Annotated in this window: 21 protein-coding genes; 13 read left to right on the top strand and 8 right to left on the bottom strand. The window is 68.9% G+C overall.

The annotated features are described in order from the left end of the window. Window positions 1-2: 2 nt before the first annotated feature. Entirely contained in the window at window positions 3-1883 is a 1881-nt protein-coding gene (locus tag DACI_RS21650; RefSeq protein ID WP_012206097.1) for a sensor histidine kinase, read from the top strand. Next, window positions 1880-3226 carry a sigma-54-dependent transcriptional regulator gene (locus tag DACI_RS21645; RefSeq protein ID WP_012206096.1) on the top strand — a complete coding sequence of 449 codons (1347 nt, stop codon included), beginning with the start codon at window positions 1880-1882 and terminating at the stop codon, window positions 3224-3226. Before DACI_RS21650 ends, DACI_RS21645 begins: the two co-directional genes overlap by 4 nt. Before the next feature lie 47 nt (window positions 3227-3273). On the opposite strand, the gene DACI_RS21640 is transcribed toward DACI_RS21645, so the two are convergent. Then, complete coding sequence (locus DACI_RS21640; RefSeq protein ID WP_225970975.1) at window positions 3274-3606, bottom strand: hypothetical protein; 333 nt, start codon at window positions 3604-3606, stop codon at window positions 3274-3276. A gap of 83 nt (window positions 3607-3689) precedes the next feature. After that, entirely contained in the window at window positions 3690-4148 is a 459-nt protein-coding gene (locus DACI_RS31585; RefSeq protein ID WP_080518216.1) for a T6SS effector amidase Tae4 family protein, read from the bottom strand. Between the two features lie 95 nt (window positions 4149-4243). Between DACI_RS31585 and DACI_RS32210 the strand changes: the two genes are divergently transcribed. After that, on the top strand, window positions 4244-4465 hold the full coding sequence (locus tag DACI_RS32210; protein ID WP_157059692.1) for a hypothetical protein: 222 nt from the start codon (window positions 4244-4246) through the stop codon (window positions 4463-4465). A gap of 97 nt (window positions 4466-4562) precedes the next feature. Here DACI_RS32210 and DACI_RS21635 read toward each other — a convergent pair whose 3' ends face one another. Together DACI_RS21635 and DACI_RS21630 are read right to left on the bottom strand one after the other, a co-directional pair. Continuing rightward, the gene (locus tag DACI_RS21635) at window positions 4563-5720 is read right to left on the bottom strand and encodes an L-talarate/galactarate dehydratase (RefSeq protein WP_012206093.1); all 1158 of its coding nucleotides are present in this window, start codon (window positions 5718-5720) and stop codon (window positions 4563-4565) included. A gap of 43 nt (window positions 5721-5763) precedes the next feature. Beyond that, window positions 5764-6732: a Bug family tripartite tricarboxylate transporter substrate binding protein gene (locus tag DACI_RS21630; protein WP_012206092.1), complete on the bottom strand. Its 969-nt coding sequence runs from the start codon at window positions 6730-6732 to the stop codon at window positions 5764-5766. Window positions 6733-6961: 229 nt separating this feature from the next. Here DACI_RS21630 and DACI_RS21625 point away from each other — a divergent pair, with 229 nt between their 5' ends. Further along, window positions 6962-7966: a LacI family DNA-binding transcriptional regulator gene (locus DACI_RS21625; RefSeq protein WP_012206091.1), complete on the top strand. Its 1005-nt coding sequence runs from the start codon at window positions 6962-6964 to the stop codon at window positions 7964-7966. Between the two features lie 4 nt (window positions 7967-7970). Here DACI_RS21625 and DACI_RS21620 read toward each other — a convergent pair whose 3' ends face one another. After that, window positions 7971-8765: an arylamine N-acetyltransferase family protein gene (locus tag DACI_RS21620; protein ID WP_012206090.1), complete on the bottom strand. Its 795-nt coding sequence runs from the start codon at window positions 8763-8765 to the stop codon at window positions 7971-7973. Between the two features lie 96 nt (window positions 8766-8861). Between DACI_RS21620 and DACI_RS21615 the strand changes: the two genes are divergently transcribed. Continuing rightward, entirely contained in the window at window positions 8862-10355 is a 1494-nt protein-coding gene (locus tag DACI_RS21615) for an aminotransferase-like domain-containing protein (protein ID WP_012206089.1), read from the top strand. Here DACI_RS21615 and DACI_RS21610 read toward each other — a convergent pair. Further along, window positions 10324-10905: a peroxidase-related enzyme gene (locus tag DACI_RS21610; protein WP_013801997.1), complete on the bottom strand. Its 582-nt coding sequence runs from the start codon at window positions 10903-10905 to the stop codon at window positions 10324-10326. The two genes, DACI_RS21615 and DACI_RS21610, sit on opposite strands and share 32 nt — an antisense overlap. Before the next feature lie 120 nt (window positions 10906-11025). Next, the gene (locus DACI_RS21605) at window positions 11026-11952 is read right to left on the bottom strand and encodes a LysR family transcriptional regulator (RefSeq protein WP_012206087.1); all 927 of its coding nucleotides are present in this window, start codon (window positions 11950-11952) and stop codon (window positions 11026-11028) included. A 133-nt stretch (window positions 11953-12085) separates the two neighbouring features. Here DACI_RS21605 and DACI_RS21600 point away from each other — a divergent pair, with 133 nt between their 5' ends. Both DACI_RS21600 and DACI_RS21595 read left to right on the top strand, forming a co-directional pair. Further along, entirely contained in the window at window positions 12086-12988 is a 903-nt protein-coding gene (locus tag DACI_RS21600; RefSeq protein ID WP_012206086.1) for an alpha/beta fold hydrolase, read from the top strand. 431 nt (window positions 12989-13419) lie between these two features. Then, complete coding sequence (locus DACI_RS21595) at window positions 13420-14973, top strand: YdgA family protein (RefSeq protein WP_012206085.1); 1554 nt, start codon at window positions 13420-13422, stop codon at window positions 14971-14973. A gap of 40 nt (window positions 14974-15013) precedes the next feature. Here DACI_RS21595 and DACI_RS21590 read toward each other — a convergent pair whose 3' ends face one another. Continuing rightward, entirely contained in the window at window positions 15014-15802 is a 789-nt protein-coding gene (locus DACI_RS21590) for an IclR family transcriptional regulator (RefSeq protein WP_043782242.1), read from the bottom strand. Between the two features lie 127 nt (window positions 15803-15929). Between DACI_RS21590 and DACI_RS21585 the strand changes: the two genes are divergently transcribed. From DACI_RS21585 to DACI_RS21560, 6 genes are all read left to right on the top strand, one after another. Next, the gene (locus DACI_RS21585; protein WP_012206083.1) at window positions 15930-16931 is read left to right on the top strand and encodes a Bug family tripartite tricarboxylate transporter substrate binding protein; all 1002 of its coding nucleotides are present in this window, start codon (window positions 15930-15932) and stop codon (window positions 16929-16931) included. Between the two features lie 83 nt (window positions 16932-17014). Next, a complete protein-coding gene (locus tag DACI_RS21580; protein ID WP_012206082.1) occupies window positions 17015-17950 on the top strand; it encodes an amidohydrolase family protein in 936 nt (311 codons plus the stop codon). Beyond that, entirely contained in the window at window positions 17947-18945 is a 999-nt protein-coding gene (locus DACI_RS21575; protein ID WP_012206081.1) for a Bug family tripartite tricarboxylate transporter substrate binding protein, read from the top strand. The genes DACI_RS21580 and DACI_RS21575 overlap by 4 nt, the downstream gene beginning before the upstream one ends. A gap of 48 nt (window positions 18946-18993) precedes the next feature. Beyond that, window positions 18994-19680 (top strand): RraA family protein, encoded by a 687-nt coding sequence (locus DACI_RS21570; protein ID WP_012206080.1) that lies wholly within the window; start codon window positions 18994-18996, stop codon window positions 19678-19680. After that, on the top strand, window positions 19677-20609 hold the full coding sequence (locus tag DACI_RS21565; protein WP_012206079.1) for an NAD(P)-dependent oxidoreductase: 933 nt from the start codon (window positions 19677-19679) through the stop codon (window positions 20607-20609). The genes DACI_RS21570 and DACI_RS21565 overlap by 4 nt, the downstream gene beginning before the upstream one ends. A gap of 70 nt (window positions 20610-20679) precedes the next feature. Then, window positions 20680-21684 (top strand): Bug family tripartite tricarboxylate transporter substrate binding protein, encoded by a 1005-nt coding sequence (locus tag DACI_RS21560; RefSeq protein ID WP_012206078.1) that lies wholly within the window; start codon window positions 20680-20682, stop codon window positions 21682-21684. Window positions 21685-21687: the final 3 nt, after the last annotated feature.

The following is a 21687-nucleotide window of genomic DNA, read 5'->3' as shown; positions in this document are numbered from 1 at the left end:
CCATGCCCGCCCGCCGCCCCCTGCGCCAGCTCATCCTGCTTTTGCTGTGGCTTGCCCTGAGCGGGCTGAGCGGCTGGGGTGCGTACCTGCTGGCGCAGCGGCTGGGCATTGCCGATCTGCGTGCCACGGGCATGCACCGGCTGGAGCTGTACGGCGCCAGCCTGCAGCGCGAGATCGGCAAGTACGCCTTCCTGCCCGACGTGCTGGCACTGGAAGGCAATGTGCAAAGGCTGCTGGCCGAGCCCGGCGACGAGCAGCTCACCAACCGCGTCAACGCCTACCTGGAGCAGCTCAACGACCGCGCGGGCACGCTGACCGCCTACCTGGTCGATGCGCGCGGCCACGTCGTGGCCTCCAGCAACTGGCGGCGCTCCGACAGCTACATGGGCGAGGACCTGAGCTTTCGCCCCTACTACCGCACCGCCATGGCCACGGGCAGCGCGCGCTTCTTCGGCATAGGCACCACGCGCGGCGAGCCCGGCTACTACCTGGCCTCCACCCTGGGCGACGACACCCACACGCTGGGCGTGGCCGTGGTCAAGGTCAGCCTGGACCAGCTGGAGCAATCGTGGTCCACGGTGGAGGCGCCCGTGCTGGTGGGCGACGAGAACGGCGTCGTCATCCTGGGCACGGTCTCCGACTGGAAATTCACCACCTTGCGCACGCTGGACGAGGGCACGCGCGCCGCCTTCGACCACACGCGCCAGTACAACCGCCGCGCGCTGGAGCCGCTGGGCCTGCAGGTGCTGCGCGACCTGGGCCAGGGCGCGCGCCTGGTGCGCATTGCCCGCCATGGCGAGGAATCGCCAGGCTCGGTCTACCCGGTCAGCGGCCGCTTCCTGGCCCAGTCGCGCCAGCTGCCTGGCACGCCCTGGACGATCACCGTGCTCTCGCACCTGGAGCAGGTCGACCAGCTGGCCCAGAGCCGCGCGCTGGCCGCGGCCGTGGGCGCGGCCTTTGTGTTGCTGCTGGCCATGATGGTCAACGAGCGCCGCCGCCACCTGCGCGACCGGCTGGCCGCGCGCGAGGCTCTGCAGGCCGCGCACGACGAGCTCGAGCGCAAGGTGGAGCAGCGCACGGCCGACCTGTCGGCCGCCAACGAGGCGCTGCAGGCCGAGGTGGCCGAGCGCACCCACGCCGAGGCCACGCTGCGCGCCGCCCAGGACGAACTGGTGCAGGCCGGCAAGCTGGCCGTGATAGGCCAGCTGTCCACGGGCGTGGCCCATGAACTCAATCAGCCGCTGACGGCGCTGCGCACCCTGGCCGGCAACAGCCAGCGCTTTCTGGAGCGCGGCGATACCGAAACCACGCGCGTGAACCTGGAGCGCATGGCGCAGCTGGCCGACCGCATGGGCCGCATCACCGGCCAGTTGCGCAACTTCGCGCGCAAGTCCAGCGGCGCCAGCCAGGCCGTGCCGCTGGCGCATGCGCTGGACAATGCGCTGGCGGTGCTGGAGTCGCGCGTGGCCGAGACCGGCGCCCGCATCCTGCGCGATGACGGCGTGCCCGAGGCCGTGGCCTGGTGCGACCGCAACCGCATCGAGCAGGTGCTGATCAACCTGATCAACAACTCCCTGGACGCCATGCGCGGCCAGCCCGCGCCCTGCCTGGAGCTGGCCTGCGCCGTGGCCGATGGCCGCGCCCAGGTCACCGTGCGCGACCACGGCCCTGGCCTGAGCGAAGCGGCGCAGGCCCATCTGTTCCAGCCGTTCTTCACCACCAAGGAAGAGGGCGTGGGCCTGGGCCTGGGGCTGGCGCTGTCGGCCGGCATCGTGCGTGAATGCGGCGGCACGCTGACGGGCAGCAACCATCCGGGCGGCGGCGCCGTCTTCACGCTGAGCCTGGCCCTGGCACCCTCCACACCTTCTGCCGACACACCATGACCGACGCCCTCAAAGTCCTGATCATCGAGGATGACCCCGACATCGTGCTCGGCTGCGAGCAGGCGCTGCAGCTCGAAGGTATCGCCTGCGAAAGCGTGGGCAGCGCCGAGCAGGCGCGCCGGCGCCTGTCGCGCGACTTCGCGGGCATCGTGGTCAGCGACATCCGCCTGCCGCGCATGGACGGCATGGCCTTTCTGCGCGAACTGGTGGCCATGGATGCCGAGCTGCCCGTGGTGCTGATCACCGGCCACGGCGACATCTCCATGGCCGTACAGGCCATGAAGGACGGCGCCCAGGACTTCATCCAGAAACCCTTCGCCCCCGAAACCCTGGTCGGCGCCGTGCGCCGCGCCCTGGAGCGCCGGCGCCTGGTGCTGGAGGTGCGGGCGCTGCGTCAGCAGCTGGACCAGCGCGACAGCCTGGAGCACCGGCTGATAGGCCGCGCGCCCAACATGCGCCAGCTGCGCCAGATGCTCACGGGGCTGGCGCAGAGCGCGGCCGATGTGCTGATCCAGGGCGAGACCGGCACGGGCAAGGAACTGGTGGCGCGCTGCCTGCACGAGGCCAGCGCGCGGCGCGATGGCAACTTCGTGGCCGTCAACTGCGGCGGCCTGCCCGATACGCTGTTCGACAGCGAAATGTTCGGCAGCGAGGCCGGCGCCTATACCGGCGCGGGCAAGAAGCGCATCGGCAAGCTGGAGCACGCCAGCGGCGGCACGCTATTCCTGGACGAGATCGAGAGCATGCCCCTGCCCATGCAGATCAAGCTGCTGCGCGTGCTGCAGGAACGCGTGCTGGAGCGCCTGGGCTCCAACACCCTGATCCCCATCGACTGCCGCGTGATCGCGGCCACCAAGGTGGATCTGCTCGAGCTCAGCAGGCAGGGCTTGTTCCGCGCCGACCTGTACTACCGCCTGAACGTGGCCACCGTCTCGCTGCCGCCGCTGCGCGAGCGGCGCGAGGACGTGCCGCTGCTGTTCGAGCACTTCGCGCTGCAGGGCGCCGCGCGCCACCAGCGGCCCGTGCCCGAGCTGACCACGGCGCGCGTGCAGCAACTGCTGGGCTATGACTGGCCCGGCAACGTGCGCGAGCTGCGCAACGTGGCCGAGCGCACGGTGCTGGGCATCGAGACCGGCTCGCCCCCCTTCGGCCAGCCGGCCGGCACCACCGCGCAGGACGCCGTGCCCCGGCCGCTGTCCGCCGCTGTCGAGGCCTTCGAGCGCGCCCTCATCGCCGACGCCCTGCGCCGCCACGCCGGCAGCCTGGCGCGCACGGCCGAAGCCCTGTCCATGCCCAAGACCACGCTGCACGACAAGATCCGCAAGTACGGGTTGGATGGGTAGGGGCTGGTCGCCCGCCTCCAACCCGGATTTTCGGGAAACGGCCTGGCCTACCTGGATTCGTAGGACGGGCGCAGTGCCGCAATCGCCTTTTGAATCGCAGCGCGCACGTCGGGCCGGTCGATCACCTCGCCACAGTGCAGCACGGGCAATGGCTTGCCCTGCCCGGGACGGGTTTCGTCGCGCATGACCGCCACATCGCCGTTGGCGCCCTTGGTGTTCTCCCGCTGCACCTGCTCGGCAATGCCTGCCAGCACTTCGATATCCCCGTGCATGCGCTGCACGATGACGGATGCCCAGGCATCTCCTTGGTCCTTGAGATAGGGCTCGGCCTGCTGGGTCAGGCAGCTTGCGATGGCATAGCTTTCAACGTCGCGCTGCACTTGCGTGCGAGTGCCACCTGCGGGATTCGTGTCTGGGGTGCATCCGGCGATGACCAGACCACATGCCAGCAAAGCCATGCGCATCAAGTGAGCTCCCAAAATTCACCAAGTGAAGTTTTGATGGATGGGTTGTCCGGATTTGTGTAAGTGGAGTAGTTGTCATAGCCCGGTTCACGATAATGGACTCCATTCCATAAGGCGATATGACCTGTGGCGCCACTCCAGTTCACGCTGAAGGCAATGATGCCTTTCAGGCCGCGAAATTTGTCATCATATGGGCTGACGGCATCAGTGGATGGTTTGCCAAGTGATTTCAAAAGATAGGATCGAAAATCTGCTACGCCATAAATGATGCGAGAACCGTCTTTTGTTCCCAATGTCCGTGCACCAGCCGTACCCGCCAAGGCTGCGTTGATCGGCGCACCGGCCTTGTTGAAGGCAACGCTCAACCGGCTGGCACATGTGTTTCCGTTGGGACCGAAGCCTGGTAAGTAGATATTTTTCTCGGCAGCACCACCCAGTTCTGTGTATAGATCTTTCATGGTCTTGAATCTGACGTGGTCAGGAAACTCCTGCCATAGCCGATGAAAATTTGGTTTGATCAAAATTTGCCTTTCGTTGCTATACGCCAATCTTCATGTCGATCCCGCAAAGTGATGGAGAGTGTCCGGGCTGGCTGCAATCGGGATGGGGGCTTACCACTCGCATTTTTCCCTTGATCGACAGGCCGGCGTGCAGGTTTGCAATCCCCAATTGGGGCGGATCGTTGTCTGGCGGCAAGCATCGTAACAATCTTCTGTCCGACCTTTTCTTTTTTGTTTCAGGTAATTACATTTATCTCGAATGGCCGCTGGAATGAAAGTAGGTCCCATTGAGTCTGGGCCTACTCCAGTGACTGATGGCCATTTCTCTGCAGTACGGGGCGTAAGCCTTTGAGGCCTGATGCCCCAATTCCCTCAGCCCCGCTCCCCGAACTCCACGCTTTCGCGCGTCCAGCGCCGCGCCTGCTCGCTCAGGCTCAGTCCCAGGCCGGGGCGCGTGGGCACGAGCATGCGGCCATTGGCGATTTCCAGGCGTTCGTTGAACAGCGGCTCCAGCCAGTCGAAGTGTTCCACCCAGGGCTCGTTGGCGCAGGTGGCGGCCAGGTGCACGTGCAGTTCCATGGCGAAGTGGGGCGCCAGGCTCAGGTGGGCCAGTTCGGCCTGGGCCGCGATCTGCAGGAAGGGCGTGATGCCGCCCACGCGCGGCGCGTCGGGCATGAGGAAGTCGGCGCTGCGGTGGCGTATGAGATCGCCGTGCTCGGCGGCGCTGGTCAGCATCTCGCCAGTGGCGATCGGCGTGTCGAAGCGCGCGGCCAGCGCGGCATGGCCTTCGTGGTCGTAGGCGTCCAGCGGCTCCTCGATCCAGACCAGGTTGAATTCCTCGAAGACACGGCACATGCGCTGGGCCGTGGGGCGGTCCCATTGCTGGTTGGCATCAACCATGATGGGCGCGGCATCGCCCAGGTGGGTGCGCATGGCCTCCACACGCCGTATGTCCATCGCGCAGTCGGGCTGGCCCACCTTGAGCTTGATGCCGCCAATGCCGCGCTCCAGCGAGGCGCTGGCGTTGCGCTTGAGCTCATCGAGCGGCGTGTGCAGAAAGCCACCCGAGGTGTTGTAGCAGCGCACGGATTCGCGCTGCGAGCCCAGCAGCTTGGACAGCGACAGGCCCGCGCGGCGCGCCTTGATGTCGTACAGCGCCACGTCGAAGGCCGCGATGGCCTGCACGGCCAGCCCGCTGCGGCCCACGGAGGCGCCGGCCCAGCACATGCGAGTCCACAGCCGTGCGATGTCGCTGGGGTCTTCGCCCAGCAGGGTGGGCGCGATTTCGCTGGCATGGGCGAACTGGCCGGGGCCGCCTGCGCGCTTGGCGTAGCTCAGGCCCAGGCCCCGGTGGCCGTCGCGGGTCTGGATCTCGGCGAACAGCATGGCGACCTCGGTCATGGGCTTTTGGCGGCCCGTGAGCACCTTGGCATCGCTGATGGCCCGGGCCAGGGGGAGGTAGCAGGACGACAGGCGTATCCACTGGATGCGGTCCTGGCTGGTGGTTTCGGAAAGCGCGGAAGAGGTCATGGCTGCGGGAGTGCGGTGGTTGGAAAAAGGACAGGGGCAGGCATCAGTCGATGCTGATCTTTCCGGCCTCGATGACCGTCTTCCAGCGCGCGTATTCCTGGCGCTGGAACTCGGCGAACTGCTGGGGCGTGCCGGCCACCATCTCGTAGCCGATGGAGACGAACTGCTCGCGCACCCTGGGATCGTTGAGCGCCTCGACAAAGGCCGCATGGGCCTTGTCGCGCAGCGCAGGCGGCAGGCCCTTGGGCGCGACGATGGCCTGCCAGGAGGCGACCTCCACGTTCTTCACCCCGGCCTCGGCCAGCGTGGGCAGGTCCGGCAGCACGGGCGAGCGGCGCGGGCTGGTCACGGCCAGGGCGCGCATCTTGCCGGCCCGGATGTGCTGTATCACGGCATTGATGTTCTGGAACGAGGCATCGACCTGGCCGCCGATCAGGTCGGCATGGGCGGGCGCGCCACCCTTGTAGGGGATGTGCACGCCCTGGGTGCCCGTTTGCTGCCAGAACAGTTCGGCCGTCAGGTGGTCGCTGGAGCCGTGGCCGGCCGAGGCAAAGCTCATCTTGCCCGGGTGGGCCTTGAGGTGGGCGACCACGTCGGCCACGCTTTTGTGCGGCGAGCTTGCAGGCACGACCAGCACGTTGGGCGACTGCACGGCCACGGTGATCAGGTCGAAGTCCTTGAGGGCGTCGTAGGGCAGGTTCTTGATCAGGTGGGGCACGATGACCAGCGGACCCAGCGAGGTGACGAGAAAGGTCTGCCCGTCCGCTGCCGCGCGCTGCACGAAGGCCGCGCCGATGGTGCCCGTGGCGCCGGCCTTGTTCTCCACCACGAAGGACTGCCTGAGCTTCTCGCCCAGCCTGGGCGCCACGGCGCGCGCGACCTGGTCGGTGGAGCCGCCGGCAGGGAAGGGCACGACCAGGGTGACGGGCCTGTCGGGCCAGGCCTGGGCCGATGCAGAAAAGGCGGTGAGCGCGGCCAGGGCCAGCGCCATGGCACGAAGAATGTGATTCATCTTGTCTCCTGATTTGTGAATGACATCGTTGTCATTTCCGGGGGAATGAAAAAGCGCCGATGCCGTTTTTTAGATGCAAGGATTTGCGCTTTCAGCAAAATGATATCGTTGTCATTTTGGCTGTCAATCACGATTTCTGCGATGCAGGGCAGGCCTGGCGCCCGTGCGTGGAGGGCGGTCTGCTATCTTCAGGCCCGTCCCCGATACCAGCCCGCGATCGCGCTTGCCCATGAACACACCCACACCACCCAGGCCCGCCACGCTGCACGACGTGGCCGAGGCGGCCGGCGTCTCGCTGATCACGGCCTCGCGCGCACTGGGCAATCCTTCCATCGTTTCGGAGAAGACGCGCGAGCGCGTGCGCCAGGCCGTGGAGGCCACGGGCTATATCCCCAACCTGCTGGCCGGCGGGCTCAAGTCCAGGCGCAGCCGCATGGTGGCGGGCGTGGTGCCTGCGCTTTCGGTGTCGCAATTCCTGCCCACGGTGCAGTCATTGACGGCCACGCTGGCGCAGGAGGGCTATCAGCTGCTGCTGGGCCAGACCTTCTACGACGAGCAGCGCGAGGAGGAAGTGCTCAACGCCATGATCGGGCGCCAGCCCGACGGCATTGTGATGATGGGCCTGGTGCAGTCCGACAAGGCGCGCGAGCGGCTGCGCAGGACCGGCATTCCCGTGGTGGAAACCTGGGACTTCAGCGACCGGCCGCTGGACATGGTGGTGGGCTTTTCCCACCTGAAGGTGGGCAGCGCGCTGGCCGGCTATTTCCTCTCGCGCGGCCTGCAGCGCGTGGGCATGGCCACGGGCAGCGACCACCGGGCCCAGCAGCGGCGCGAGGGCTTTCTCGCAGCCTGGGGCCGCGAGGTGCCCACGGTCACCGTGTCCGCGCCCGGCAGCCTGGAGCTGGGCCGGCAGGCGCTGGGCCAGTTGCTGGCGCAGCAGCCCGATCTGCAGGCCGTGGTCTGCAGCTCGGACATGCTGGCCCACGGCATTTTGGTGGAAGCCCAGGCGCGCGGCCTGCGCGTGCCCGTGGACCTGGCCGTCTCGGGCTTCGGCAATGCCGATTTCGCGGCCCACCTGCTGCCGTCGCTGACCACCGTGCATGTGGACGGACCGGGCATAGGCCGCCTGGCCGCCGAACTCGTGCTGGCACGCTGCAAGGGCCACAGTGCCGGGCGCTCGGCGTTCGACCTGGGGTTCGAGCTGATCGAGCGGGATTCGACCCGCCGAGCTTAGAGGGTCAGCACACGGCAGCCGCCTGGCGCTCGGTTGCCAGCCCGAACAGGCTGCCCAGCACGTGCTGGATTTCATCAGGCGCGAGCTGCCTGGTCTCGGTGCCGCTGGCCGTGACGGTCTTGAGCGCGTCGCCCACCAGGATCATGCGGCCGGCCGGCTGGTGCAGCACCACCACCCGCTTTTGCACGAAGATGGCGTCCGGGTGCGTGGAGTTCAGGTAGTTGGCGGGGGCGAAATCCACCCACTCCTGAGGCGACAGGTTGAAGGCGTACTGGTTGGCCCATTCACCGTCCACGCGGGCCTGCAGCAGGTATTCGCCCTGGTCGTCCAGGCTCAGGCGGAAGGTGTCGCCGTCCTGGCGGACCTCGGTGTCCAGCACGTCCAGGGCCATGGGGGCGCGTATGCCGTAGCTGCCAAAGCCCAGGTCGCACAGCCAGCGCCGTCCCTCGACCTCGGCCACCAGGGCCATGTGGGTGCGGGGGCGGCGTGCCGGATAGAACATGGGCCGCGCCGCCACAAAGCGGTAGGCAATGCCCAGGGCCTGCAGCGCCATGGCGAACAGGCCGTTCACCTCGTAGCAGTAGCCGCCCCGGGCGCCGCCGAGGATCTTGCCCGCAATGTCTTCGGGCACCAGAGAGACGATCTTGCCGGCCTGCACGTCGAGGTTCTCGAAAGGCACGGAAAACAGCTGCTGGCGCATCAGCGCATGCAGGGTGGCGGCATTCGCCTGGGCGGAGTCCCCGGCACTGAAGCCGATGCGGCGGAAGTAGGCCTGGAGATCGAAATTGCTGGCTTGCATGGGTTTCCTCGGGTTGCTTGATGGCTGCAACGATAAATCGGGGCCATCAATGCCTGTATAAGCAGAATCCAAGAAAACTGACCTGTACAGATTGGCATGCCCACCACCAACGAACCCTTGCCCCAGTACCGCCGCATTGCCCAGGCCCTGCGCCAGACGCTGGCCTGCGGCGCACTGCGCCCTGGCGACAGGCTGATCTCCGCCCGCAGCCTGGCCGAGCGCGAGCAGGTCAGCCTGCCGACCGCACTGGAGGCGCTGCGCTGCCTGGAGGCTGAGGGCCTGATCGTCGCGCGCCCGCGCTCGGGCTACTTTGTGCGGCAGGCAACCGGCGGCGCGGCGCTGCAGGCGTCCCGCCCGTCGTCGCGCCCCGTGCCCGTGACCCTGTCGGCCCTGGCGCGCTCGCTGTTCAGCAGTCCTGACACGCGCCTGATCCCGCTGGGTGCGGCATTGCCCGATCCGGCCTGGCTGCCCACGGCCCGGCTGCAGCGCGCGCTGCAGACCGCCGGGCGCCGCCTGGACGCGCACGGGCAGACCTACAGCATGCCGCCGGGCCGTGCCGACCTGCGCGGCCAGATTGCAGCCCGGGCCGCGCAATGGGGTGCGCGCTTCGGCCCCGATGACCTGGTCCTGACGGCAGGCGCCACCCAGGCCGTGCGGCTGGCGCTGCGCGCCGTGTGCAAGCCCGGCGATGTCGTGGCCGTGGAGCGGCCCGCCTATTTCGGCAGCCTGCTGCTGCTGGAGGACCTGGGCCTGAAGGCGCTGGAGATTGCCACCGATCCCCGCGAAGGCCTGCTGCTGGAGCCGCTGGCCGAGGCCATTGCCCGCCACCGGCCGGCTGCCGTGCTGGCATCGCCCACCGTGCAGAACCCGCTGGGCGCCAGCATGCCGGTGGAGCGCAAGCAGGCCCTGGTGGCGCTGCTGGAGCGGGCGGGCATTCCCTTGATCGAAGACGATGTCTATGGCGACCTTGCAGGCGACGGCCAGCGCCCGCCGGCCTGCAAGGCCTTCGACGGCAGCGGCAACGTGCTGTATTGCGGCTCCGTGTCCAAGACCCTGGCGCCGGGCTGGCGCGTGGGCTGGATTGCGGCGGGCCGCTTCCATGCCCAGGTGCTGCAGGTGCGCCTGGCGGGCGACTGGGCCGGTGCGCCGCTGCTGGAGGCTGCCGTGAGCGAGGTGCTGGCCAGCGGCGACTACGACCGGCACCTGCGCCGTCTCAAGTCCCGCGTGCAGGCCGGGGTGCAGGCCGTCACGGCCAGGGTCGAGGCCAGCTTTCCGCCCGGCACCCGCGTCTCGGCCCCGCGCGCGGGCTTTCTGCTGTGGGTGGAACTGCCGCGCCAGGTGAATGCACTGGAGGTGCACCGCCGCGCGCTGGAGCTGGGCATTGGCGTCAGCCCCGGCCCGCTGTTCTCATCGCGCTCGGACCTGCCCAACCACCTGCGCCTGAACTGCGCCAACGAGCCCACGCCGCGCCTGCTGGGGGCCGTGGGGCAGGTGGGGGAGATATGCCTGGGTTTGGTCGAGGGTGCTGCGGCGCGCCAGGAGGCACAGGTCGGCCAGCCTACTTCTTCTCGCGCGGCACGCGCCCCATGAGGAAGAACTCGGGATTGGGCTGCATGCCGGCAAAGCTGGCCATGCGGTTGGACAGGCCGAAGAAGGCGGTGATGGCGGCGATGTCCCAGATGTCCTCGTCGTCGAAGCCATGCGGGTACAGCGCCTCGAAGTCGGCCTCGCAGATTTCATGGCTGCGTTCGCAGACCTTCATGGCGAAGTCCAGCATGGCGCGCTGGCGGGCGCTGATGTCGGCCTTGCGGTAGTTGACCGCCACCTGGTCGGCCACGTAGGGCTGCTTTTCGTAGATGCGCAGGATGGCGCCGTGGGCCACCACGCAGTACAGGCACTGGTTGGCCGCGCTGGTGGTGGTGACGATCATCTCGCGCTCGCCCTTGGTCAGGCTGCCTTCTTCCTTGAGCATGAGGGCATCGTGGTAGGCGAAAAAGGCGCGCCATTCGGCCGGGCGGCGCGCAAAGGCCAGGAAGACGTTGGGAATGAAGCCTGCCTTTTCCTGCACTTCAAGGATGCGGGTGCGGATGTCCTCGGGCAGGCTGGACAGTTCGGGCTGGGGGTAGCGGGCGGTGGCCATGTGTCTTGTCTCCTGGGTGTGGTGGTTGTCGTTGCGGGCCATGTTCGCATGGCCTGCTCTGCGCGGGGTGAACGCGCATGACAGCCTGTCTGCCGCCGAGGTTGCAGATTGCGCCCGGGCTCAGGCGGGCGCCATGTCCGGCTCAGGCCGTTGTGCAAACCAGTCGCCCAGAAAGCCGGTGAGCGCGCGGATTCTGGCCGACATCTCGCTGCGCGTGGCGTGCACCAGGTAGATGTCGGCCGCAGGCAGCTGCCATTGGGGCAGGACCTCGCGCAGCGCACCTGCGGCCAGCGGCGCGGCCACATCCCAGAGCGAGCGCTGCAGGATGCCATGCCCGTCCAGCGCCCAGGCCAGGGCCGCTGCGCCGTCGTTGGTGCTCATCACGCCGTTGACCTTGATGTTGTGCTCGCTCAGGCCCTGGCGCGTGCGCCGGCTCAGGCGCCAGCTGCCATAGGTTTCGTCGCTCTCGCGGATCACGATGCAGCGGTGGGCCTGCAGGTCGGCAGGCTGGCGCGGCTCGCCGTGGGCGTTGAGGTAGGAGGGCGCGGCGCACAGCACGCGGCGGTTGGGCAGCAGCAGGCGGGCGGTGAGGGCGGAGTCGGGCAGGGCGCCAAAGCGCACCACGGCGTCAAAGCCCTGCTCGACCAGGTTGACGGGCCTGTCCGTCAGTTGCAGTTGCACCTGCACCTCGGGATAGGCGCGGGCAAAGGCCGACAGCGCGGGCGCCAGCCGCTGGCGGCCAAAGCCCAGCGTGCAGGCAATGGACAGCGGGCCGCGCGCCGTGGCGCGCGTGCCCGAGATGCTGCGCTCCAGCGCCTCCAGGTCGGCCAGGATGCGCGCGCCGTCCAGCAGGTAGGCTTCGCCCTCGGGCGTCAGGTGGATGCGCCGTGTCGTGCGCTGCAGCAGGCGCACGCCCAGGCGCCGCTCCAGCAGGGACAGGCGGCGGCTGACGGCGGGCGGTGTCACCCCCATCTGCTGGGCCGCGGCGGCCAGGCTGCCTTCGCGGATCAGCAGCGAGAAGAAACGCAGGTCGGAAAAGCCGTCCATGGTGGATGCGGTGGATGGTTGATTCGTAAATTTAACTGATGGATCAATGCAGTATTTTGCTATTTATGCAGCCTGGTTTACTGATTAGCATGGCAGGCTGACAGTCATGAACAACGTAGAAGGAATCTCCGGGATGCACACAGATCCATGGATGCCGGGCCTGCGCCAGCAGCGCATCACGGTCGATGACGGGGTGGAGATCAACGCCTGGGTGGGCGGGCAGGGGCCGGCCTTGCTGCTGGTGCACGGCCACCCGCAGACCAGCGCCATCTGGCACCGCGTCGCGCCCCGGCTGGCGCAGCAGTTCACCGTGGTGCTGGCCGACCTGCGCGGCTATGGCGACTCCTCGCGCCCGGCCGGCGATCCCGAGCATGTGAACTACAGCAAGCGCACCATGGCCCGCGACCTGCTGCGGCTGATGGCCCGGCTGGGCCATGAGCATTTCAGCGTGCTGGCGCATGACCGGGGCGCGCGCGTGGCGCACCGGCTGGCCATGGACTATCCCGCCAGCGTGCAGCGTCTGGTGCTGCTGGACATTGCGCCCACGCTGGCCATGTACGAGCAGACCGGCGAGGCCTTTGCGCGCGCCTACTGGCACTGGTTCTTCCTGATCCAGCCCGCGCCGCTGCCCGAGCGCCTGATCGAGGCCGACCCCGCCGCCTATGTGCGCGAGATCATGGGCCGGCGCAGCGCCGGCCTGGCGCCCTTCGATCCCCGGGCGCTGGCCGAGTACCAGCGCTGCCTGGCGCTGCCGGGCAGCGCGCACGGCATGTGCGAGGACTACCGCGCCTCGGCCGGCATCGACCTCGACCATGACCGCGAAGACCGCCAGCTCGGGCGCAGGCTGTCCATGCCGCTGCTGGTGCTCTGGGGCGAGGAGGGGGTGGTGCACCGCTGCTTCGATCCGCTGCGCGAGTGGCAGCTCGTGGCCGACGATGTGCGCGGCCGGCCGCTGGCCTGCGGACACTACATCGCCGAGGAAGCGCCCGATGCGCTGCTGGACGCGGCCCTGCCTTTCTTGCTGCAGGCCGGGTGAATGCGGCCATTGCCGGCATACGACCGGCATACGACCTGCATGGGGGCGCAATGACAGGCCGCATTGACGGCAAGTGAAGACACCGCAAAAGCCGAAGAATTCCGCAAAGGCCTGATTGACGCCATATCCATGGCGGCATAGCGTACGTTGCGCATTCCATTGGCATGCCAATCATGCGCGGCAATGGTAAGCAATTGAAAAAACCGGGCGCCTGTCGCGCCTGGGCAATTCCATGGGCGCGGGCCTTGAGAACGGCGCAAGACAAGGCCTGGCAAGGGCTGCGCAAAGGCGTGCGCCCACATGGGCCTGCCACGGGTGGCTCAGATGCGCCATTGCATGGGCCATTGCCGTTCCGTGGTGAAACGCCGAACTGATACAGTCGCGCGGCCCGCCCGAGGGGGAGGGGTCTTATTCATCACGGGATATTCACAATGAGCAACAAGAAAACCGCAGTGGCCGCTGCCGTGGCATTGGCCGTCGTGGCCTATGGAGGAACCACCTGGTATACCGGCCAGCGGGCCGAGGCTGGCTACAAGGAGGCCGTGGCCGAATTGCGCAAGGTGCTGGGCGAGAAAGTCGTCGTGACCGACGAGTACCACAAGGGATTCCTCTCCTCCCAGGCCAAGCTGGTGCTGCAGTGGCCTGCGGCGGAAGCTCAGGCCGCCGATGCGGCTGGAGCGGCTGACGCGGCAAAAGCAGCCGACACAGCTGAAGCGCCCGCCGCCGCAGAGCCGGTCGCTGCGTCCAAGCCCGTGCGCCTGGTGGTGGACACCACGGTGCGCCACGGCCCGCTGGCCGGTGGCCGACTGGCGGCAGCGGTTTCCGAGACACGCTTTGCGCTCGACGGCCTGGACGAAAAGAGTACTCAGATGCTGGCCAAGGCCGCAGCCCCCACGCTGACCAGCGTGCACCACTTCACGGGTGGCCAGGATGTGCGCCTGCTGCTGCCCGCCGGCGAGCTGGGCGACCAGGAAGTCACCATGCGCTGGCAGGAAATGGTGCTGGACACGGCCCTGGGCGGTGGCAGCGTCAAGGGCACCTGGCGCTGGCCCGAGGTGGCCCTGCTGGGCCTGCCCAGCCGCGACAAGTCCATGGGCGTGGAAGAGGAAGAGGGCGACGAGGAGGAATCCGACAACGACGAGGCCCTCCCCACCCAGCCGGCCGCAGTGCCGGTGGAGCGCACCAGCATCATGCTCACGGGCCTGGAGAGCAGCTTCGAGAACAAGGTCATCGACGGCCTGTGGGGCCTGGGCCCCGGCAAGGCCAGCGTGCGCATCGCCCGCTTCGGCATGAGCAGCACGCCGGCCGAAGGCGGCGAGGCCAAGACGCTGCTGGACCTCAAGAACGTGGACGGCAGCTCGGTCATCGAGTCCGACAAGACCACGCTGGGCATGACCACCCAGGTCAAGGGCACGGGCCGCATCGGCCCCATCGATTTCGAGTCCGTGGGCTACGAGGAAAAGATCCAGCGCCTGGACATCGAGGCGCTGCGCGGCTTCCAGCGCGTCATGGTCGAGGGCTACCGCAAGGAGGGCCTGGCCAAGGCGCTGGAATCGCTGGAAGAGCAGGGCATGGGCGTGCTGATGCAGAACGCCCCGCGCCTGGTGGCGGCCCTGCCGGCCTACTCCATGAAGCTGCAGGCCACCTACCAGGGCCAGACCGGCCACCTGGAGTACGGCGCCGAAGTGCAAAGCGCGCCCACGCAGGAGCAGGTCGCCCAGGCCGGCTGGATGCCGGCGCTGCTCAAGACCTCGGCACTGCAGGCCAATGCCAGCCTGCCCAAGGCCTGGCTGGAGCCGCTGCTCAAGGCATCGGGCAAGCCCGATGTCTCGGCCGAGGATGTGGAAGGCATGCTGGGCATGGCCCAGGCCACGGGCTATGCCCGCCTGGAAGGCGACAAGCTGGTCAGCGCGCTCAAGATGCAGGCCGGCCAGGTCACGCTCAACGGCAAGCCCATCGCCCTGCCCATGGGCGCGCTGCAGTAAGCGGCCATCCACCTTCCGGGCGTCGCCCCGGAAGGTGGTCTCAGGGATGCCACTGGCTGGCGCGCACCACAGGGGCCTGTGTGCTGGCGCTTCCCGCCAGCGCATAGGACAGCTGGTTGGCCGCCGCCACCACGGTCTGCGCCATGGCTTCCAGCCGGGACTCGGGCAGGCGCGATGCCGGCCCCGAGATGCACACCGACCCCATCAGCCGCCAGTGCATGCCGAACACCGGCGCCGACACCGTGGCCACGCCCTGTTCGCGCTCGCCGATGGACCAGTGGTAGCCGCGCTGGCGGATCTGCTCGTACACCGGCCCCGGCTCGCCTGAAAACGCCAGGATCACGCGCCCTGGCGAGCCCTGGTCCAGCGGCAGCCCCTCGCCCATGCGCGCATGGTGGCGCAGGGCCTGCGGCCCTTCCACGCGCACGAGGCAGGTGCGCACATTGCCCTCGCGCACATAGAAGGCCGCGCTCTCGCCGCTGGCCTGCGTGAGCGCGCGCAGCGCGGGCTCCAGCACGTTCTGCACATCGAAGCCCGCCTGGTAGCGCGCGCCCAGCCAGCCCGCCGCCGGGCCCAGGCGCCAGTCCCCATCGTCCCTTTGCACCATGAAGCCCGACTGCGCCAGCGTGCGCGCCAGCCGCAGCACCGTGGTCTTGTGCAGCGCGCAGCGCCGGCTCAGTTCCGCCAGGGACAGGTGCGACTCCCCGAGGGCGAAGGCGCCAAGCAGCTGCAAGGCACGCGTGACGGCGATGACGCCGCCGTCCTTGGCCGGGCTGGACCTGTCATCGGGTGGCTGCGCCGGGGAAGGGGTGCTGGGGGGCTTGTTCATGGTGCAAGGCATGCAATTGGTTGCGCTGTATGAAACGGAATTGTATGGGTTGAAACGTTTTCATAAAGTTCGTCCCACGCACCGCAGACATGCGGGCGTTGGACACAACAAACGGAGACAAACCGCCATGCCGATTCCCTCGCTTTCGCGTTGCCTCAACGCACGCCTTCTTGCCGTCCTGGTCGGCGTTGCCGCCATCGTGCCCATGGGCGCTGCCCAGGCCCAGGACGCCTATCCCCGCAAGCCCATCCGCCTGGTCGTGCCGTTTCCGCCCGGTGGCGGCACGGACATGATCGCGCGCACCGTGGCCCAGCGGCTGGCGGACCACAACAAGTGGACCGTGGTGGTGGACAACCGGCCCGGCGCCGGCGGCAACCTGGGCGTGGATGCCGTGGCCAAGGCCGCGCCGGACGGCCATACCCTGGTCATGGGCCAGACCAGCAACCTGGCCATCAATCCCTCGCTGTACGCCAGGCTGCCCTATGACCCGCTGAAGGATCTGGTGCCCGTGGCGCTGGTGGCTTCCGCGCCCATCGTCATGGCCGCGCCGGCCAACTCGCCCTACAAGACCTTTGCCGACCTGGTCAAGGCCGCCAAGGCCAAGCCCGACGGCCTCACGCTGGGCTACCCGGGCAACGGCACGGTGGCGCACCTGGCCGGCGAACTGGCCGAGAACGCGGCCGGCATCAAGCTGCGCCATGTGCCCTACAAGGGCGCAGCCCAGGCCATGACCGACCTGGTGGGCGGGCAGATCGATTTCTACATGTCCGCCGTGCCCACGCTGCTGGGCCAGGTGCGCAACGGCAAGCTGCGCGCGGTGATGGTCACCTCGCTCAAGCGCTCCGCCCAGCTGCCGCAGACGCCCACGCTGGCCGAGTCCGGCTACCAGGACTTCGAGGCCGTCACCTGGTTCGGGGTGCTGGCGCCGGCGGGCACGCCGCAGGCCATCGTGCAGCAGTTGAACAAGGCCATCAACGACGCGCTGCTGGTGCCCGAGGTGGCCGAGAAGCTGCGCTCCGAAGGCGGCGAGGTGCTGGGCGGCTCGTCCGAGAAGTTCGCCGCGCTGCTGCGCGCCGAGGTGCCGCGCTGGGCACGCATCGTCAAGGACTCGGGCGCCAGCCTGGACTGAGCCCGGGGGCAGGGGCGCCAGCCCTTTCGCTTCCTTCTCGCTCCCACCTCCCTTCCTTTCCTTTCCTCCATCGAGATCTCGCCATGGACTGCGACAGCCTTGCCGTGCCCGTCCGTTTCTCGCAGGGCAGCGCCCGGCCCCGTGCCACGCTGCCCCCGGATGCCTGCGACTGCCATGTGCATGTCTATGACGGCCGCTACCCGGCAACCCCGGGCGCGCGGCTGCTGCCGCCCGACGCCTCGGCCGGCGACTACCGCGCGCTGCAGCGGCGCCTGGGCACCTCGCGCTGCGTGCTGGTCACGCCGTCCACCTACGGCAGCGACAACCGCTGCATGTTGGATGGGCTGGCCGCCCTCGGCCCGCAGGCGCGGGGCGTGGCTGTGATCGATGGCAGTGAAAGCGATGACCAGCTGCAGCGCCTGCACGGCCTGGGCGTGCGCGGCGTGCGGCTGAACCTGTCGCTGGGCGTGACGGGCACGGCCGAGCTGCTGGTGCCGCTGGCCCGCCGCATCGCGCCGCTGGGCTGGCACCTGCAGCTGCTGATGGCGCCGGACCTGCTGGCGTCCCTGGCCGGCGTGCTGCGGCAATTGCCGGTGCCGCTGGTGTTCGACCACTTCGGCCGCATCGCCCCGGTGCAGGCGGGGCGCCATGCGGGCCATGCGCTGCTGCTGGAGCTGCTGGAGGGCGGCAGGGCCTGGGTCAAGTTGTCCGGCGGCTACATCGTCAGCGCGCTGCAGTCGGTCGAAGACCCGGCGCTGGATGCCCTGGCCGCCAGCTTTCTGCACTGCGCGCCCGAGCGCGTGCTCTGGGGCAGCGACTGGCCGCATGTCAGCGCCTTGGCAGGCATGCAGCCCCTGCCCGATGACGCCCGCCAGATCGACCGCCTGGCCGACTGGACCTCCCATGCCGGCGGTGCCGCCACGCTGCAGCGCGTGCTGGTGGACAACCCCCGGGCGCTGTACGGCTTCGAGACGGCAGCGCCGACATCGCTTTGCACACAAGCAGGAGACAAACCATGAACACCTTCCATCCCGCGCGCCGCGCCCTGCTGGCCGCAGGCGGCGCCGCCCTGCTGGGGCCGCTGTGCAGCCCCGCCGCCCAGGCGCAGCCCGCATGGCCGGCAGGCAAGCTCATCACCTGGGTCGTGCCTTACCCGCCCGGCGGCAGCACCGATGTGCTGGGCCGCCAGGTGGCACTGCAACTGGGCAAGGCCCTGGGCAGCACCGTGATCGTGGACAACCGCGCGGGCGCCACGGGCACCATCGGCGCGGCCTACGTGGCCAAGGCGGCGCCGGACGGCCACACGCTGCTGGGCACCTCCATCGGCCCGCAGGCGATCGCGCCCCACCTCATGGGCAAGCTGCCCTATGACCCGATTGCGGGCTTCGAGCCGGTCATCACCATAGGCACCATCCCCCATCTGCTGGTGGTGGGCGCGGCCCAGCCCTGCCAGTCGGTGGCCGATCTGCTGGCCGCCGCCAAGGCGCAGCCGGGCCGGCTGGCCTTTGCCTCGGGCGGCAGCGGAACCATCTTGCAGATGCAGGGCGAGCTGCTGCAAAGAAAGGGCGGCGTGCGCTTCATCCATGCGCCCTACAAGGGCGACACGCCCGCGCTGCAGGACACGCTGGCGGGCCAGGTGCAGTTCATGTTCGCCCCCGTGGCCGCGGCGCTGCCCCATGTGCAGGGCGGCAAGCTGCGTGCGCTGGCCGTGACCTCGGCGGCGCGCCTGAAGGCCCTGCCTGACGTGCCCACCATGGCCGAAGCCGGCATCGGCGACTTCGTGGTCGAGCAGTGGCAGGCCGTCTTTGCGCCGGCCAGGACGCCGGCCGCCATCGTGCAGCGGCTGAACCAGGAGATCGGCCAGGCGCTCAAGGACCCGGCCGTCGTGGCACTGGGCGAGCGGCTGGGCGTGGCCCTGGTCGGAGGCACGCCGCGGCAATTGGGCGAGCTGCAGAAATCCGACTCCGCCAAGTGGGCCCAACTCATCCGCGAGGCCGGCATCAAGGCCGACTGACGCGCTTGCTTCTTCCTGTTTTCCTTCACCTCATCTCACTGGACCATCATGAGCCAACTCCCAGAAATCATCCGTGACATAGAGCGCGTGGACGCCCAAGTCGTGCAACGCGCAGCAGGCTTTCAGGCCGCCATCCTGGCCGACGTGGCGGGCCGCCGCGGCACCATGCATGCGCGCGTGGCGCCCGTGCACCAGGGCATGAAGGTGGCCGGCCCGGCCTTCACCGTCGAGGTGCGCCCCGGCGACAACCTCATGATCCACGCCGCCATCGCGCTGGCCCGGCCCGGCGACGTGCTGGTCATCGACGGCAAGGGCGACCAGACGGCGGCGCTCATGGGCACGCTGATGCTCAGCGCCTGCAAGAAGCTGGGCCTTGCCGGCGTCATCGTGGACGGCGCCATCCGCGACCGGCTGGAGCTGCTGGAGCTGGACTTCCCCGTGTTCAGCGCAGGCTTCAATCCCGCAGGCCCGACCAAGTTCGTGCCGGGCCGCATCAACCACACCATCTCCGCTGGTGGCACGACGGTTCACCCGGGCGACCTGGTGGTGGGCGATGCCGATGGCGTGGTCGTCATCGAGCGCGCCAAGGCCCCCGCCATGCTGGAGCTGGCCGTGAAGAAGGTGGCGGACGAAGCCGCCCGCATCGAGGCCATTGCGCGCGGCGACACCGCATCGAAGTGGCTGCCCGCAGCCCTGCGCGCGGCCGGCGTGCTCAAGGAAGGGGAATCGCTGTGAGCACCATCATCGTCACCGGCGCCGATCTGGCGCAACAGGCGCTGGAGCTGCTGGCGCAGCACGACATCGTCTATGCGGGCAAGACGCCCACCGAAGAGGACCTGGTCGCGCTGTGCCGCGCCCATGATCCCGTGGCCATCATCGTGCGCTACGGCAAGGTGGGCGCGGCCGTGATGGACGCGGCGCCCTCGCTGCGCGTGATCTCCAAGCACGGCAGCGGCACGGACACCATCGACAAGGCGGCCGCCGCCGAACGCGGCATTGCCGTGGTGGCTGCGGCCGGCGCCAACGCGGCGGCCGTGGCCGAGCAGGCACTGGCCCTGCTGCTGGCCTGCGCCAAGTCGGTGGTGGCGCTGGATGCCCGCATGCACGCAGGCCACTGGGACAAGGCCACGCACAAGAGCCTGGAGCTGGGCGGGCGCACCGTGGGCCTGGTGGGGCTGGGCGCCATCGGGCTGCGCTTTGCGCGCATGGCCGATGCGCTGGGCATGCGCGTGATCGGCTTCGATCCCTTCGCAAAGAACCTGCCCGCCTACGTGCAGCCCGTGGACCTGGAAACCATCTGGCGCGAGTCCGACGCGATTTCGCTGCACTGCCCGCTGACCGAGGAAAACCGGGGCATGCTCGGCGCCTCCACGCTGGCGGCCTGCAAGCGCGGCGTGATCGTGGTCAACACCGCACGCGGCGGCCTGATCGACGAGGCCGCGCTGCTGGCCGCCGTGCGCTCGGGCCAGGTGGCGGCCGCAGGGCTGGACAGCTTTGCGGTGGAGCCCATGGTGGCCGGCCACCCGTTCCAGGGCGAAAGGAACTTCGTGCTCAGCCCCCATATCGGCGGCGTGACCGGCGATGCCTACGTGAACATGGGCGTGGGCGCGGCCCGCAATGTGCTGGAGGTGCTGGCCCGCGTGCCTGCGGCGGCCGGCGTCTGAGCCAGGGCAGGGGCGCCGTGCGCGCTCTTGGCCCATGCATGTGCATGCATGTGATTTGAGGAGACAAGCGATGTCGAGGAATTTCCAAGAGGTCCGCCGCCTGGCCTTGCGCGGCAGCCTGCTGGCCGCCGTGGGGCTGGCCGCGCTGGGCGCCCAGCCCGCGCTGGCGCAGAAGGACTATCCGGCCAAGCCCGTGCGGCTGGTCGTGGGCTTTGCGGCGGGCGGCCCCACCGACGTGGTGGCGCGCGCCTTTGCCGACCATGCGGGCAAGGCGCTGGGCCAGCCCTTCGTGGTGGACAACAAGCCCGGGGCCAACACCATCGTGGCCGCGCAGGCCGTGGCTGGTGCGCCGGCCGATGGCTACACCCTGCTGTTCGGCGCCACCAACCACAGCATGATCCCGGCGCTGTACCAGGGCCGCGTGAAGTTCGACGTGGTGCGCTCGTTCCGGCCGCTGTGCACGGTGGCCAGCAGCCCCACGGTGCTGGTCGTGGGGCCGGGCATGCCGGCGCGCAGCCTGCAGGAGTACATGGACCAGGCGCGCAGCCGGCCCGGCAGCGTCACGGCCGGCACGGCGGGCATGGGCAGTTCGGGCCATTTCGCCACCGAGATGTTTGCGCGGGCCAAGGGCCTGAAGCTCAACCACGTGCCCTACAAGGGCGCGGCGCCCGTGGTCACGGATCTCATGGGCGGCCAGCTCGACAGCTCCTTCGCCACGCTGGGCTCGGTGCTGCCCCAGGTGCGCAGCGGCAAGCTCACGGCGCTGGCCGTGGCCTCGCCCAAACGCGCGTCCCTGCTGCCCCAGGTGCCGACCTTTGCAGAAGCGGGCGGCGGCGACTACTCGGCCGATGTCTGGTACGGCGTGCTCGCGCCGGCCGGCATTCCCGACGGCGTGGCCCAGGCGCTGGAGCGCGTGGCCGTGGAGTTTGCCAAGAGTGCCTCGGCTGCGGACAAGCTGCACGGCCTGGGCATGGATGCCGAGTCGAGCTGCGGCAGCGCCTTCGCGCAGCGCGTGGCCAGCGAAGCGGCGTCCTATGCGCAGATCGCCCGCGAACTGAACCTGAAGGCGGATTGATTC

Source organism: Delftia acidovorans SPH-1 (assembly GCF_000018665.1).
Classification (GTDB): Bacteria; Pseudomonadota; Gammaproteobacteria; order Burkholderiales; family Burkholderiaceae_C; genus Comamonas; species Comamonas acidovorans.
The sequence above is the reverse complement of the archived record's forward strand: the minus strand, read 5'-3'. Positions and strand labels throughout refer to the sequence as shown.

Excerpts from the sequence above, each read along its gene's own strand:
- DACI_RS21650 (WP_012206097.1), top strand. The coding sequence starts at position 3 with ATGCCCGCCCGCCGCCCCCTGCGCCAGCTCATCCTGCTTTTGCTGTGG.
- DACI_RS21645 (WP_012206096.1), top strand. The coding sequence starts at position 1,880 with ATGACCGACGCCCTCAAAGTCCTGATCATCGAGGATGACCCCGACATC.
- DACI_RS31585 (WP_080518216.1), bottom strand. The coding sequence starts at position 4,148 with ATGAAAGATCTATACACAGAACTGGGTGGTGCTGCCGAGAAAAATATC.
- DACI_RS32210 (WP_157059692.1), top strand. The coding sequence starts at position 4,244 with ATGTCGATCCCGCAAAGTGATGGAGAGTGTCCGGGCTGGCTGCAATCG.
- DACI_RS21635 (WP_012206093.1), bottom strand. The coding sequence starts at position 5,720 with ATGACCTCTTCCGCGCTTTCCGAAACCACCAGCCAGGACCGCATCCAG.
- DACI_RS21630 (WP_012206092.1), bottom strand. The coding sequence starts at position 6,732 with ATGAATCACATTCTTCGTGCCATGGCGCTGGCCCTGGCCGCGCTCACC.
- DACI_RS21625 (WP_012206091.1), top strand. The coding sequence starts at position 6,962 with ATGAACACACCCACACCACCCAGGCCCGCCACGCTGCACGACGTGGCC.
- DACI_RS21620 (WP_012206090.1), bottom strand. The coding sequence starts at position 8,765 with ATGCAAGCCAGCAATTTCGATCTCCAGGCCTACTTCCGCCGCATCGGC.
- DACI_RS21615 (WP_012206089.1), top strand. The coding sequence starts at position 8,862 with ATGCCCACCACCAACGAACCCTTGCCCCAGTACCGCCGCATTGCCCAG.
- DACI_RS21610 (WP_013801997.1), bottom strand. The coding sequence starts at position 10,905 with ATGGCCACCGCCCGCTACCCCCAGCCCGAACTGTCCAGCCTGCCCGAG.
- DACI_RS21605 (WP_012206087.1), bottom strand. The coding sequence starts at position 11,952 with ATGGACGGCTTTTCCGACCTGCGTTTCTTCTCGCTGCTGATCCGCGAA.
- DACI_RS21600 (WP_012206086.1), top strand. The coding sequence starts at position 12,086 with ATGCACACAGATCCATGGATGCCGGGCCTGCGCCAGCAGCGCATCACG.
- DACI_RS21595 (WP_012206085.1), top strand. The coding sequence starts at position 13,420 with ATGAGCAACAAGAAAACCGCAGTGGCCGCTGCCGTGGCATTGGCCGTC.
- DACI_RS21590 (WP_043782242.1), bottom strand. The coding sequence starts at position 15,802 with ATGAACAAGCCCCCCAGCACCCCTTCCCCGGCGCAGCCACCCGATGAC.
- DACI_RS21585 (WP_012206083.1), top strand. The coding sequence starts at position 15,930 with ATGCCGATTCCCTCGCTTTCGCGTTGCCTCAACGCACGCCTTCTTGCC.
- DACI_RS21580 (WP_012206082.1), top strand. The coding sequence starts at position 17,015 with ATGGACTGCGACAGCCTTGCCGTGCCCGTCCGTTTCTCGCAGGGCAGC.
- DACI_RS21575 (WP_012206081.1), top strand. The coding sequence starts at position 17,947 with ATGAACACCTTCCATCCCGCGCGCCGCGCCCTGCTGGCCGCAGGCGGC.
- DACI_RS21570 (WP_012206080.1), top strand. The coding sequence starts at position 18,994 with ATGAGCCAACTCCCAGAAATCATCCGTGACATAGAGCGCGTGGACGCC.
- DACI_RS21560 (WP_012206078.1), top strand. The coding sequence starts at position 20,680 with ATGTCGAGGAATTTCCAAGAGGTCCGCCGCCTGGCCTTGCGCGGCAGC.